Origin of the sequence: Streptomyces sp. NPDC002055, assembly GCF_040296705.1 — a bacterium.
In the GTDB taxonomy this organism is placed as follows: domain Bacteria; phylum Actinomycetota; class Actinomycetes; order Streptomycetales; family Streptomycetaceae; genus Streptomyces.
In genome coordinates this window covers 1-13,416 of the sequence record NZ_JBEOXS010000030.1, presented here as the reverse complement: position 1 = coordinate 13,416, position 13,416 = coordinate 1, and the positions used below count along the sequence as shown (strand labels likewise).

General features: G+C 72.2%; 13 protein-coding genes. 8 read left to right on the top strand and 5 right to left on the bottom strand.

All coding sequences use genetic code 11. From position 1 onward, the window contains the following. Positions 1 to 61: 61 nt before the first annotated feature. The 5 genes from ABT112_RS19775 to ABT112_RS19755 all read right to left on the bottom strand — a co-directional run bounded on the left by ABT112_RS19775 (position 62) and on the right by ABT112_RS19755 (position 5,834). Positions 62 to 1,624, bottom strand: a complete 1,563-nt coding sequence (locus tag ABT112_RS19775; RefSeq protein ID WP_351511277.1) for a phytoene desaturase family protein — start codon at positions 1,622 to 1,624, stop codon at positions 62 to 64. Further along, positions 1,621 to 2,415 (bottom strand): SDR family NAD(P)-dependent oxidoreductase, encoded by a 795-nt coding sequence (locus ABT112_RS19770; protein WP_351511276.1) that lies wholly within the window; start codon positions 2,413 to 2,415, stop codon positions 1,621 to 1,623. Before ABT112_RS19770 ends, ABT112_RS19775 begins: the two co-directional genes overlap by 4 nt. Positions 2,416 to 2,819: 404 nt before the next feature. Next, positions 2,820 to 3,293 carry a hypothetical protein gene (locus ABT112_RS19765; RefSeq protein WP_351511274.1) on the bottom strand — a complete coding sequence of 158 codons (474 nt, stop codon included), beginning with the start codon at positions 3,291 to 3,293 and terminating at the stop codon, positions 2,820 to 2,822. Positions 3,294 to 3,426: 133 nt separating this feature from the next. After that, complete coding sequence (locus ABT112_RS19760; RefSeq protein WP_351511272.1) at positions 3,427 to 3,942, bottom strand: MarR family winged helix-turn-helix transcriptional regulator; 516 nt, start codon at positions 3,940 to 3,942, stop codon at positions 3,427 to 3,429. Between the two features lie 275 nt (positions 3,943 to 4,217). Beyond that, positions 4,218 to 5,834 carry an alpha/beta fold hydrolase gene (locus tag ABT112_RS19755; protein ID WP_351511270.1) on the bottom strand — a complete coding sequence of 539 codons (1,617 nt, stop codon included), beginning with the start codon at positions 5,832 to 5,834 and terminating at the stop codon, positions 4,218 to 4,220. 455 nt (positions 5,835 to 6,289) lie between these two features. Between ABT112_RS19755 and ABT112_RS19750 the strand changes: the two genes are divergently transcribed. The 8 genes from ABT112_RS19750 to ABT112_RS19715 form a co-directional block, all read left to right on the top strand. Further along, a complete protein-coding gene (locus ABT112_RS19750; protein ID WP_351511268.1) occupies positions 6,290 to 7,603 on the top strand; it encodes a beta-ketoacyl-[acyl-carrier-protein] synthase family protein in 1,314 nt (437 codons plus the stop codon). Then, the gene (locus ABT112_RS19745; RefSeq protein WP_351511266.1) at positions 7,600 to 8,838 is read left to right on the top strand and encodes a ketosynthase chain-length factor; all 1,239 of its coding nucleotides are present in this window, start codon (positions 7,600 to 7,602) and stop codon (positions 8,836 to 8,838) included. The genes ABT112_RS19750 and ABT112_RS19745 overlap by 4 nt, the downstream gene beginning before the upstream one ends. Before the next feature lie 271 nt (positions 8,839 to 9,109). Next, positions 9,110 to 9,373 (top strand): acyl carrier protein, encoded by a 264-nt coding sequence (locus ABT112_RS19740; RefSeq protein WP_351511264.1) that lies wholly within the window; start codon positions 9,110 to 9,112, stop codon positions 9,371 to 9,373. An 80-nt stretch (positions 9,374 to 9,453) separates the two neighbouring features. After that, entirely contained in the window at positions 9,454 to 10,242 is a 789-nt protein-coding gene (locus tag ABT112_RS19735) for an SDR family NAD(P)-dependent oxidoreductase (protein WP_351511262.1), read from the top strand. A gap of 192 nt (positions 10,243 to 10,434) precedes the next feature. Then, positions 10,435 to 11,406 (top strand): aromatase/cyclase, encoded by a 972-nt coding sequence (locus tag ABT112_RS19730; RefSeq protein ID WP_351511260.1) that lies wholly within the window; start codon positions 10,435 to 10,437, stop codon positions 11,404 to 11,406. Between the two features lie 35 nt (positions 11,407 to 11,441). Further along, positions 11,442 to 13,103: an acyl-CoA carboxylase subunit beta gene (locus tag ABT112_RS19725; RefSeq protein ID WP_351511258.1), complete on the top strand. Its 1,662-nt coding sequence runs from the start codon at positions 11,442 to 11,444 to the stop codon at positions 13,101 to 13,103. Next, positions 13,100 to 13,306 (top strand): acyl-CoA carboxylase subunit epsilon, encoded by a 207-nt coding sequence (locus ABT112_RS19720; RefSeq protein ID WP_351511257.1) that lies wholly within the window; start codon positions 13,100 to 13,102, stop codon positions 13,304 to 13,306. The genes ABT112_RS19725 and ABT112_RS19720 overlap by 4 nt, the downstream gene beginning before the upstream one ends. A gap of 17 nt (positions 13,307 to 13,323) precedes the next feature. After that, the coding region (locus tag ABT112_RS19715; protein ID WP_351219746.1) for a biotin carboxylase N-terminal domain-containing protein at positions 13,324 to 13,416 on the top strand (93 nt) is incomplete at its 3' end.

Genomic DNA, 13,416 nt, shown 5'->3' with positions numbered 1-13,416 from the left:
GTCCGGGAGCGCACCGGGCCCGATGGCGGCAGTCGGAACCCGGTGCGCTCCCGGACCGGAGCTACTGCCGCGCGATCACTTCGGCGAAATCGAACCCGAGATCATCGAGGATCGCCTGCGCCCCGGCCCGTGCTCCTCCGGTGACCCCGGATCCCGGGTGGGTGGAGGGCCCCACGAGGTAGAAGCCCTCGGCGGGCAGCCGGTATCCCATGTTCGGCATGGGCCGGTACCCCATGAACTGGAACAGCTGGGATCCGAAGTGCCCCGGATCGGCGTTCGGCCAGGCGGCGTTGAACCGCTCGCAGTCCTGCGGGCTGTCGATGACCCGGCCGAGGACCTTCTCCGGGCCCATGTTCGTGGTGAGGCCGCAGAAGGTCTCGAAGACCCGGTCGAACAGTTCCTCCTTGCGGTCGTCCCAGTTCCCCTCCGCCAGGTGCAGCGGTGCGTAGCTCAACAGATAGAGGGTGTGCTGCCCGTCGGGAGCCCGGGTCGGATCCCACGCGCTGGCCACCGCGATGCTCGGCATGGTGCTGATGGGAAGGCCGTACTTGAGCCCGTCGAAGTTCTGCATCAGCTCGGGCAGCGGCACCGCGATCTCCTGGAGGCCCGCGTTCCCCACCTCCGGGCCGGCCTTGAACACCGGGGCCTCGCTGAGCGCGAGGTGGCCGGTGAGCAGGGTGAAGGCGGCCGGCTTGATCCGCTGTACCTTGCGCTCCCACTCCGCTCCGAAGCGGTGGCCGACCATCTCGGGGAGCTGTTTGATGTTGAGGTCCGCCACGACGGCGCGCCGCGCCTCGATACGCTCCCCGGAGGCCAGGACGACCCCGGTGGCCCGGTCCCCGGTGAACAGGAAGCGCTCCACCGGTGCCCCGGTCCGGACGGTTCCGCCATGGCTCCGCAGGGCCTTGACGAGTGCGGTCGTCAGGGATCCGGAGCCGCCGACGGCATAGCCGAGTCCGTACCGGTGGATGGTCGGCACCATCATGAGCAGGAACGCCCCGGTGCCGCCCTCCTCCGGTGCCGCAAGGATCTCCGACACCCAACGGGCCAGTGCCGCACGGACCTTGGGCGACTCGAACCACTCGTTGATGACGTCGAGATAGCTCATCAGGAGCATCCGGAGCATCTCCTGGCCGGTCTCGCTCCGGTCGAGCTGCTCGAAGAAGGAGCCGAGCGGGGCAGGGGGCGAGAACAGCCCCTCCATCAGCATGTCCAGCAGCGGATCGGCGAACTCGTGGAAGCGCAGGTAGCTCTCCGCGTCCCGCGGGGAGATCCTGGCGATCGTCTCGGCCGTCTTCCGCACGTCCCGGTGGAAGGCGATGTAATCGCCGTCCGCGAAGGTGACGGCGATGCTCGGGTCCGGGAACACGTACGCGAGACCGTGCTCGGACAGCAGTCCCAGCTCGTCGTCGCGGATGAGCGGGTTGCCCTGGATGAAGATGTGGGCGATGGCGTGCAGGTCGTGACGGAATCCGGGGAGGGTGGCCTCGCGGGTGATCACACCTCCGCCGACGTAGTCCTTGGCCTCCAGGACCATGACGTCCAGGCCGGCCTTGGCGAGGTAGGCGGCGGCGGTCAGACCGTTGTGCCCGCCGCCCACCATCACCACGTCGTGCGTCGTCATGGGGCAGCTCCCTGGAGTTCGGTGTCGCCTGCGACCGTGCCGGAGGTGTCGCGCTGGAAGCCGCCGTCGATGTCCCAGACGGAGCCGGTGACATAACCGCTGACCGCGCTGTCCAGCAGGGTCAGCGCCGGCCCCGCGATCTCGTCCGCGGAGGCGATCCGCTTGATCAGGTTGGTCCCGATCACCGCCTTCTCCAGCCCCGGAACGGCCGCCGCGCCGGCCCGCAGGCCCGGTGTGTCGGTGATGCCCGCGCACACCGCGTTGACCCGGATGCCCTGCGGCGCCAGCTCGATGGCCCAGGTCGGCACCAGGTAGTGCAGGGCCGCCTTGGTGGCGCCGTAGATCCCCATCCCCGCCGCGGGCCGCCGGCCGATGGACGAGGAGATGACGACGGCCGCGGCGCCCTCGCGCCCGGCCATGGCCGGCACCGCGGTGTTCATCAGGGCGATGGTGCCCCGCAGATTCACCGCCAGCACCCGGTCGACCTCGCTGAGCGGCTGCTGGGCCAGGGTGCCGGGGATCAGGACCCCGGCGTTGCACACCACCAGGTCGAGACCGCCGTGCCGGGCGACCGCCTGCTCGACGGCACGCCGGGCGGTCCCGGCGTCCGCCATGTCGCCCGCGACGGCGGACGCGGCCGGGCCGAGCCGTTCGACCGCGGCGGCCAGCGGGCCCTCCCGCCGTGCCGTCAGCACGACCTGCGCGCCGGCCCTCACCAGCGCTTCCGCTATCGATGAGCCGATGCCCTCGCTCGCACCGGTGACGAGTGCGGTCTTTCCCTCGACGGTCATGGCGGAGAGTCCTCCCAAGGGGTGTCGTCCGGGTGTGCGGCGCAGCATGAGGCGGCCGCCCCGGCTTCGTTCGGTGGGTGTTCGGGGGCCGGCTGGTCCGGAAGGGGCGGGGGAGGGGCACGCCGCAGCGCGGTCCTCCTGCCCGGCCCGGTGGTGCCTGCTGCCGCCATCTCCGCGTCGGGGCACGGCAGATGAGGGCGGGCGCGGCGGACCGGGAGCTGGACGGTCCGGTGCGGAACCGGGGCGCCGGCGGGGAGCGGACGGCACCGGATGAGTCCGGTGCCCGGTACGCCAGTACGGCAAGACGCGCTCTCCGGTCGTTACGACACGGCCGCCGTTCCGCTCCCGGCCGCGGGCCAGGTCCCCGCCGCGGGCGGCGTCCGGGCCGCGGGCGACGGCGCCGGTCAGAGACGCGCTGTCGTCGCGGCGGCCTCCCGGCGCCGGCGCCGGGTCGCGCCGGAGAGCAGCCTGCCGTCGCGGGCATTGAGCCCGAGCAGCGTGATGTTCACCGCGCCGCCGACCAGTTCCACCGCCTGGACCACGACGAACGGGGTCCCGAAGTCGCCCTTCGCGGCCAGGGACTGCAGCGTGATCGCACACGGCACCAGCACCGCGAGACCGATGGCCCCGGCCGCGGCCGTCCGGCGCTGCTTGCGGCGGAGCAGGGGTGCGGTCCGGCCCTGCGCCAGTGACCGCCCGGTGCCTCCGGCGGCCATCATGCTGGGCACCAGGACGAACAGCGCTACGACGATGCTCGTCTTGACGATCGACACCGCGCGCTCGGTGCCCACCAGTTCAACGGTGACCGAGGCGGTGAAGAACAACGAGATCAGCGTCAGCGCGAGAATTCCGGCAACGGCGTGCACACGGGCTTTCACAATTCTCTCCGTCAGGGTGGAAACGACGGACCTCGGAGACGTCCTGCTGTCCGGTGCCGCTCCACGTCTGCGCTTCGGCGGGGACGGGAGCCGGCCGGTCACAGGAATCGGCGAAGGCGCCGCAGGAGTCCGGTCAGGGGTGGTCGGCGGATTCCAGGTTCTCGATGACCTGGGCGATGGAGCGCAGCAGGGTGTCGACGTCCGGTGCGTCGAGGCCCCGGGTCGCCGTCTCGTTCACCGTGTGGGCGATGGCGACCAGGCCGTCGCGTATCTCATGGGCGCGGTCGGTCAGCAGGACCAGGGCCTGGCGGCCGTCGTTCGGATCCGGGACGCGCTCGACGAGGCCGTCGCGCTCCATCCGCCGCAGGGTGTTGGCCATGGTCGGCTGCTCGATCTGCACCCGCTCGCAGAGCTCTCGCTGGGTCAGCCCGTCCTGCTCGTAGAGCGCGAGCAGTTGCGCGAACTGACCGGGAACGACGCCGAATGCGGCGATCCGGTCCCGCAGGGCGCGCTCCAGCAGCCGCGCCACATGGTTGATCTGGTAGCCCAGCGAGGCCTCGCGGACCAGTGGTTCGGGCAGTCCGGCGGCTTCGCTCGCCCGCTCGCTCGTCACGGTCACCTCCATGCTCGCTGTGGTGCCGTTTCCCATTATCCATAGCTTGCTATATACGTCAAGTCGCATGGGTATCCAGCGCCCGCGGCCAGGCCCGGGCAGGGTGGTGCCGTCCGCCGTCCGCCGTCCGCCGTCCGCCGTCCGCCGTCCCGGGACCGGGGCTCGCGGTACGGGGCTCATGCGGGACGCGCCGGGCGGTCGCGGAGGCCCCGGTCGGGGTCCCCCGCCGAGGGGCGGCCGGGACGGCCGGCGGTGCCGTGCCCGCACGGCACCGCCGGCAGCCGGACCGGCCTCCCCTCATCCGGCCGGTGTCATCGCTCCACCACGTCGAGCCGCTCCGCCATCCAGTCGCAGAAGCGCGGAATGAAGTCGCCGAAGTAGTTGGTGGCCACATGGCGCTCGCCGGGGTAGCGGATCAGCTCGGTCTCCCCGGCCGCCCACTCCAGCATGCGCTCGCAGGACTCCATCGGGATGATCGTGTCGAGCTCGCCGTGGATGGCCAGCAGCGGGATCTTCAGCGGCGGGACGTCCCGGAGGTTGATCGCGGTCCGGGCCAGCTTCTCCATGGCCGCGTCGTCCTCCATGTGGAAGACGAACCGGAAGTCCTTCCGCACCATCACGTTGATGTCGGCGTAGTTGTCCAGGTCGAAGCCGCCGGAGAGGTTGACGCAGGCCCGGAAGCCGGGGACGGCCGCCGCGGCGCGCGCCGCGAGGTATCCGCCGTAGCTCACCCCGAAGATGCCCGCCCGCCGCTCGTCCAGCTCCGGGCGGCCCACGACCTGCTCCATCACCGAAGCGACCACCCGCTCGAAGTCGGTCACCATCGGATTCCGGCCGATGTGCACGCCCTGCCCGGGGCCGTCGAAGACCACCACACCCATGCCGCGCGCGATGAACTCCCGTGCGAACGCGTACAGTTCGACCTCCTTGGCGGAGTCCAGGCCGTTGACGAGCACCACGAACGGCCACGGGCCCTCACCGGGCGGCGTCATGACGTACCCGGGGAGGTCCTCGCCGTCATGGCTGAACGTCAGCGGCACCACCACCTCCTGCAGATGCGGGATGCCGCGCCGGAAGACCTCGGTCACCCGGTCCCGGCTGGCCAGCTTGGCCTCCGGGTCGTCGAAGAAGAAGAACTCGGCGTAGTGGTGGCAGGCGGCGGCCTTCCGGTTGGCGATCCGCCCGGTCTCCAGGTGGCCCGCCGCGAACGACTCGGCCGCCCGCTCCTCGTAGTGCACCCCGAGCGCCGACCAGCGGCGGTGCCAGTCCGCCCAGTCCTCGTGGGTGCTCTTCTTCCGCAGGTCCTTGAGGACCATGGTGATGTCGCCCCAGTCCAGACCGGCCAGGCCGAGCCGGCTGAAGAAGAGCTCGCAGTTCTCGAACGTCTCCGCCGAGATCCCGTTCGCCGCGGTCCGCGGCCCCCAGGCGTCGCGCAGTCCGTCGGCGTCCCCGCCGGCGGCGAGGTCCCGGCCCTCCTCCAGCCAGGCCTTGAGGGCGGACAGCACGTTCTCCGTCGTCCGGAAGAGTGTCTGCGGCAGGTCCGGAGCGGCCGGGTCGTCCGCCCGGGGGACGAAGTCGTGGACCACGACGAGCCGCGCTCCGTCCGCGGCCGGCTCGACCGTCCAGGTGCCCTGCATGGCGGCGATGCTCGGCGGCAGCGTCACCATCCGGAAGTCGATCCGGAACTCCTCGGGCCGGTACCGGCGGTGGGAGCGGACGACGTTCTCGCCCAGCTCGTTGGCGACCCTCATGTCCATGATGACCTCGTGCGCACCGACCTCGGTGCGGTGGACGTCGAGGGTCGTGGGGAAGATGCTCGGCCAGCGTTCGATGTCGGTGCAGGCGTGCCACACGCGGTCGGCCGGTACGGCGATGACGACGTCGTTCACGACGGAGTTCATCTTCTCGGGTGTGGTTCGGGTACTCATCTCACGGTCCTCACGTGGTCTCGGTGGAGCCCGGCCCGGCAGCACTCCTCCTCCGTGCCGGCCGACGAGGCCGCCGCGTGCCCGGACCGAACGGCTGACGGCGGAGCACGGCGTGCGACACCGGGGACGCTGGTACGGCCGGGTCAAAGAGGACTTGAAACACGGTCAAAGCCGGTGCGGTGCAGGTCCGGTGCGCTGTGGCAAGGGGCCGGACGCCGCGTTGCCCGAACCTTGACCGTTCCTTGAGGCGGAGTCGACAGCGTCTGCTCCCAGCCGATCCGGTGGGTGACCACGCGACGTCCGCTGTCGCCCGACCGGCCGCCGGGCCCCTGCGATACGGCAGGCCCCCACGATGCCCGGCGGCCGCCTCCACTCCTTCTCCGCAGCACCGCACCGCGGCACGCCGGAGAGACGACCGATGAAAGGCAGCGAACATGTCAGCGACGGACCCAGCCATGGATTCCCGCCGCGCGGCGGAGCCGGGACGAACGCCCCGGGCCCCGCGCCGGGTGGTCATCACCGGAATCGGTGTCATGGCCCCCGGCGGCACCGGCACCAAGGCCTTCTGGGAGCTCATCACCTCCGGCCGCACCGCGACCGGACGCATCTCCTTCTTCGACCCCGCGTCGTACCGCTCCCAGGTGGCCGCGGAGTGCTCGTTCGACCCCCTGCTGGAAGGGCTGACGCCCCGGGAGATCCGTCGGATGGACCGGGCGACGCAGTTCGCCGTGGTCACCGCCCGCGAGGCGGTGCAGGACAGCGGGCTGGACACGGCCGGTCTCGATCCGGCCCGGACCGGGGTGACCATCGGCAGCGCGGTCGGCGCCACCATGGGACTCGAGGAGGAGTACGTCGTCCTCAGCGACAGCGGGCGCACCTGGCTGGTCGACGACTCCTACGGAGTGCCCCATCTGTACGGGCACTTCGTGCCGAGCAGCATCGCCGCCGAGGTCGCCCGGGACGTCGGCGCGGAAGGGCCGGCCGCCGTCGTCTCGGCCGGCTGCACCTCCGGGCTCGACTCCGTCGGCTACGCCCGCGAACTGATCGCCGAGGGCAGCGCGGACCTCATGGTGGCCGGGGCGACCGACGCCCCGATCTCCCCGATCGCCGTGGCCTGCTTCGACGCCATCAAGGCCACCACCCCGCGCAACGACGATGCCGCGCACGCCTCCCGGCCCTTCGACCGGAGCCGCAACGGCTTCGTCCTCGGCGAGGGCGCCGCGGTGTTCGTCCTCGAGGAGTACGAGCACGCCCGTCGGCGCGGAGCGCACATCTACGCCGAGATCGGCGGCTACGCCTCCCGCTGCAACGCCTTCCACATGACGGGGCTGCGCCCGGACGGCCGGGAGATGGCCGTCGCCATCACGGCCGCCCTGGACGAGGCCCGGATGAACCCGGACGACATCGCGTACATCAACGCCCACGGCTCGGGCACCAAACAGAACGACCGCCACGAGACCGCCGCCTTCAAACGCAGCCTCGGTGAACACGCCCGCCAGGTCCCCGTCAGCTCCATCAAGTCGATGATCGGGCACTCCCTCGGCGCGATCGGCTCCATCGAGATCGCCGCCTGCGCCCTGGCCATCGAGTACGGGGTGGTGCCGCCCACCGCGAACCTGCACACCCCCGACCCGGAATGCGACCTGGACTACGTACCGCTGGTGGCCCGTGAGCAGCCGGTGGACACCGCCCTCACCGTGGGCAGCGGCTTCGGCGGCTTCCAGAGCGCCATGGTGCTCACCCGTCCCGCGGAGAGGAGCGCCGCATGAGCACCGCACAGCTGCCGGAGACCGCCGTCACGGGGCTCGGCGTCGTCGCGCCGAACGGGCTGGGCGCCGAGGAGTACTGGACGGCGACCCTGAAGGGCGCCAGCGGCATCGGCCGGATCAGCCGCTACGACCCCAGCGGATACCCGTCGCCCCTGGCGGGCGAGGTCCTCGACTTCGCCGCCGAGGAGCACCTGTCCAGCCGGATGCTCCCGCAGACCGACCGGATGACCCGGATGGCGCTGGCGGCCTCCGACTGGGCGCTGGCCGACGCGGACGCCGACCCCGGACAGCTGCCGGAGTTCGGCATGGGGGTGGTGACGGCCAGCTCCTCGGGTGGCTTCGAATTCGCCCAGAACGAGCTGCAGAAGCTGTGGAGCAAGGGCCCCGAATACGTCAGCGCCTACCAGTCGTTCGCCTGGTTCTACGCGGTGAACACCGGCCAGATCTCCATCCGGCACGGCATGCGCGGACCCAGCGGCGTGCTGGTGACCGACCAGGCGGGCGGCCTGGACGCGCTGGCCCACGCCCGCCGGCACGTGCGGGGCGGCACCCCCCTGGTGGTGTCCGGCGGGATGGACGCCTCCCTCTCGCCCTGGGGCCTGGTCTCGCTGAACACCAGCGGCCGGCTCACCCGCTGCGCGGACCCGGAGCGCGCGTACGCGCCGTTCGACGCCGGGGCCGACGGCCATGTGCCCGGGGAGGGCGGCGCGATCCTCGTCCTGGAGGACGCGGCGGCGGCCCGGGAGCGCGGGGCACGCAGCTACGGCACGATCGCCGGGTACGGGGCGACGTTCGACCCCGCGCCGGAGACCGGACGGGAGCCGGGGCTGCGCCGCGCCGTCGAACTGGCCCTGGCCGACGCCGGGGTGGGTGCCGCCGAGATCGACGCGGTGTTCGCGGACGCCGCCGGGACCCGGGACCTCGACCGCGCCGAAGCCGAGGCGCTGACCGCGGTGTTCGGGCCGTACGGCGTCCCGGTGACCGCACCCAAGACGATGACCGGGCGGCTCTACTCCGGCGCGGGCTCCCTCGACGTGGCGGCGGCCCTGCTGAGCATGCGGGACGCGATGGTGCCGCCGACCCTGCACGTACCGGAGCCCGCCGACGACTGCCCGCTCGACCTGGTCCGGGACACCGCCCGCGCCCTGTCCGTCCGCACCGCGCTGGTCCTGGCCCGCGGGCACGGCGGCTTCAACGCGGCGCTGGTGCTGCGCGCTCCCGACGCCGACGCCTGACCGGTACCGGTTCCGCACCACCCGCCGGACACCGGCACCCGCACCTGACCTGCCCTGGCCGATCACCGGCCGCCCTCCGCGCGGCGCCGCCCGGCGTCCGGTACGCCGTCGGCCATCACTCCGTCGGCGGCCCTGCGTCGGCTGGCGCACCGCCGTCGGCACTTCGGAGGGATGCCCTCCGGACCTTCCCGATCCGCCGTGGCCCGCACCCGGCCGCCGGCTCCGCCGGCCCGGAGCCGGTCCCGACCCCGACACGAGAACGGAAACCACCATGACGACCACCGAACTGACCCTCGACGACCTCAAGGGCATCATGCGCGCCTGCGCGGGCGAGGACGAGAGCATCGACCTCGAGGGCGACATCCTCGACGTCCCCTTCGCCGACCTGGGCTACGACTCGCTGGCCCTGCTCGAAGCGGCCGGCGCCGTCGAGCGCAGGCTCGGCGTCAAGCTCTCCGACGACGCGGTCGGCGAGGCCGGCACCCCGCGCCTCTTCCTGGCCCTGGTCAACGGAACGGTGTCCTCGCCCGCCTGACCGGCCCACCTCGCCGGCCCGGCCCCCACGGCCGGGCCGGCGGTCCCCGACCCCAGCAGACAGCACGGAGGAGAACCCCCATGGCGAACGACACCCGCACCGACACCGTGATCGTCACCGGCGGCACCAGCGGCATCGGCCTGGCCGTCACCGAGCGGCTGGCCGAACAGGGCGCGAAGGTCTTCATCTGCGCCCGGAACGAGGAGGACCTCGCCGTCACCGTCAAGGAGCTGACCGGGCGCGGACTCCAGGTGGACGGCAGGCGCTGCGACGTCCGCTCCCGGGACGACGTCGCCCGGTTCGTGCGGGCGGCCGTGGAGCGGTACGGCCCCGTCGACGTCCTGGTGAACAACGCCGGCCGCAGCGGCGGCGGAGTCACCGCCGACCTCGCCGACGACACCTGGTACGACGTCATCGACACCAACCTCAACAGCGTCTTCCTCATGACCCGCGAAGTGCTGACCACCGGCGGCATGCGGGACAAGGAGCGCGGCCGGATCATCAACATCGCCTCCACCGGTGGCAAGCAGGGAGTGGTCCTCGGAGCGCCGTACTCGGCGTCCAAGCACGGCGTCGTCGGCTTCACCAAGGCCCTCGGCCAGGAGCTCGCCCCGACCGGGATCACGGTGAACGCCGTCTGCCCCGGCTATGTCGAGACCCCGATGGCCCAGCAGGTCCGCACCAACTACGCCCGGATCTGGGAGACCGACGAGGAGGCGGTGCTGCGGAAGTTCGAGACCAAGATTCCGCTGGGCCGCTACTCCACGCCGCAGGAGGTGGCCGGCCTCGTCGGCTACCTGCTCACCGACCTCGCCTCCTCGATCACCGCACAGGCGCTCAACGTCTGCGGTGGCCTCGGCAACTACTGAACGGACGGACCCCACGGCACGGCCGGCCAGCACGGAACGGCCGGAACCCACGGAACGGACGGACCCCACGGAACGGCCGGCCCACGGCAGCGTCGGCACCCACGACAGCGTCGGCACCCACGACAGCGCCGTCACCCACGACAGCCTCGTCACCCACGACAGCCTCGTCACCCACGGAAGAGGACCTGGCACATGAAGACCGTCGAGCACACCACCACCGTCGCGGCCCCGCCCCGGACCGTGTACGGCATCATCGCCGACACCGGCCGGTGGCCCGTCCACTTCGAGCCCACCGTCCACGTCGAGCAGCTGGAGCAGCGCCTGGAGCAGGGGAGCGGCACCGAGCGCTTCCGAATCTGGGCGGTCGCGGGGAAGGAGGTGAAGAGCTGGACCTCCCGCCGTGAACTGGACCTCGAGGGGCTGCGCATCACCTTCCGGCAGGAGGTCTCGCAGCCGCCGGTCGCCGCCATGGCCGGCGCGTGGATCCTGCGCCCCCAGCCGGACGGCGGAACCGCGCTCGCCCTCCAGCACAGCTACCGGGCCGTCGGGGACGACCCCGGCGACCTCGCCTGGATCGACGAGGTGACCGACCGCAACAGCCGCACCGAGCTGGCGAACATCGCGGCACTCGCCGAAGCGGCAGCGGAGCGGGAGGAACTCACCCTGTCCTTCGAGGACACCGTCCTCGTCGACGGCGACGCCGACGACGTCCACGCGTTCATCCGCCACGCACAGGACTGGCCCGAAAGGCTGCCGCACGTCTCCCGCATGGTGCTGCGCGAGGACGACCCCGGCGTGCAGATCATGGAGATGGACACCGTCACCGCCGACGGCTCCCGGCACACCACCTCCTCGGTCCGGGTCTGCCTGGACGGCACACCGCGCCGCATCGTCTACAAGCAGACCGTGCTGCCGCCGCTCCTGACGGCGCACACCGGCGTGTGGACCGTCGCGGCCGCGGCCGACGGGGTCGCGGTGACCTCCGGACACACCGTGGTGATCAGGCCCGAGGCCGTCACGAAGGTGCTCGGCGACGGCGCGACGATCGCCGACGCGCGCGAGTTCGCGCACACCGCCCTCAGCGGGAACAGCCGGATCACGCTGGAGCACGCCAAGGCGTTCGCCGAGGGCCGCCGCACCGGCACCCCGCGCAGCCGGGCCTGACGGGGACGCACCGCGACCAGGGAGTGGGGAACAGCATGCGTACCGCCCGACAGACCGTCTCCGAGAACCCCGCGGAAGCGCCGGCCCCGGCCGGGCAGCCGTCGGGGCCGCCCTCGGGGCCGCCCGAGACGGGCCGGCCGCCGGAGCGCTCGGCGCGCGACCGCCTGGCCGAGCTGAGCGCAGTCAAGGAGTCGGCACGGCAGGGGCCGGATCCGGCAGCCACCCGGCGTCAGCACGAGAAGGGCAAACTGACCGCGCACGAGCGGATCGGACTGCTGCTGGACGAGGACTCGTTCACCGAGATCGAACCCCTCCGGCGGCACCGGTCGACCTCGTTCGGCCTGGAGCGGCGGCGCCCGCACACGGACGGAGTGGTCACCGGCTGGGGCACCGTGCACGGCAGGACCGTCTTCGTCTACGCCCATGACTTCCGGATCTTCGGCGGGGCGCTGGGCGAGGCCCACGCGGCGAAGATCCACAAGGTCATGGACCTGGCCGCGGCGGCCGGCGCGCCGCTGGTCAGCCTGAACGACGGAGCCGGTGCGCGGATTCAGGAAGGCGTCACCGCGCTGGCCGGCTACGGCGGCATCTTCGAGCGCAACACCCGTGCCTCCGGGGTCATTCCGCAGATCAGCGTGATGCTCGGGCCGTGCGCAGGCGGCGCGGCCTACTCCCCGGCCCTGACCGACTTCGTCTTCATGGTCCGGGACACCGCGCAGATGTTCATCACCGGGCCGGACGTGGTGCAGGCGGTCACCGGCGAACGGGTGACGCACGACGGCCTGGGCGGCGCCGACGTCCACGCCGCCACCTCCGGAGTGGCCCACTTCGCCTACGACGACGAGCAGTCCTGCCTGGAGGACGTGCGGTTCCTGCTGTCGCTGCTGCCGTCCAACAACCGGGAACTGCCGCCCGTCGAGGACTGCGAGGACCCCGCCGACCGCCGGGTCGACGCCGTTCTGGACCTGGTCCCCGCCGATCCCAACCGCGCCTACGACATGACCGCCGTGATCGAGGAGATCGTCGACGACGGGGCGTACTTCGAGGTCCAGCCCGCCTGGGCGGCCAATGTCGTCTGCGCCCTCGCGCGGCTGGACGGCCGGGTGGTCGGCATCGTCGCCAACCAGCCGCAGCACCTCGCCGGGGTGCTGGACATTCCCGCCAGCGAGAAGGCGGCCCGCTTCGTGCAGTTCTGCGACGCGTTCAACATTCCGCTGGTGACCCTGGTGGACGTGCCGGGCTTCCTGCCGGGGCTGGGCCAGGAGCACGGCGGCATCATCCGGCACGGCGCGAAACTGCTCTACGCCTACTGCAACGCGACCGTGCCACGGATCTCGGTCGTCGTCCGCAAGGCCTACGGCGGCGCGTACATCGTCATGGACTCGCGCTCCATCGGCGCGGACCTCGCCCTGGCCTGGCCCACCAACGAGATCGCGGTGATGGGCGCGGACGGCGCGGCGAACGTCATCTTCCGCCGGGAGATCGCCGCCGCCGATGACCCGGACGCCGTACGGGAACAGCGGATCAAGGAGTACCGGACCGAGCTGATGCACCCGTTCCACGCCGCGGAACGGGGGCTGGTGGACGATGTCATCGACCCCGGCGACACCCGGGCCGCGCTGATCCGCTCCCTGGCGATGCTCCGCGCCAAACACGCCGAACTGCCGTCCCGCAAGCACGGAAACCAGCCCCAGTGAGCGCGGTGCCCGGGGACGGGCTGCGGGTCCTCCACGGGAACCCGGACGCGACGGAGGTCGCGGCACTCGTCGCGGTGCTGCTGACCCGGGCCCGGCGGACGGCCCCGCCCGGGCCGGCCGGGAACGCGACGGAGCGGGCGGAATGGGAGCGGGGAGCCCGCCGGGCGGCCCGCCCCGCCCGCTCCTGGATGGGGGGAACATGAGAGAGAACGGAAACCTCGTGCGCAAGGTGCTCATCGCCAACCGAGGCGAAATCGCTGTCCGCGTTGCCCGTGCCTGCCGGGATGCCGGGATCGGATCCGTAGCCGTCTAC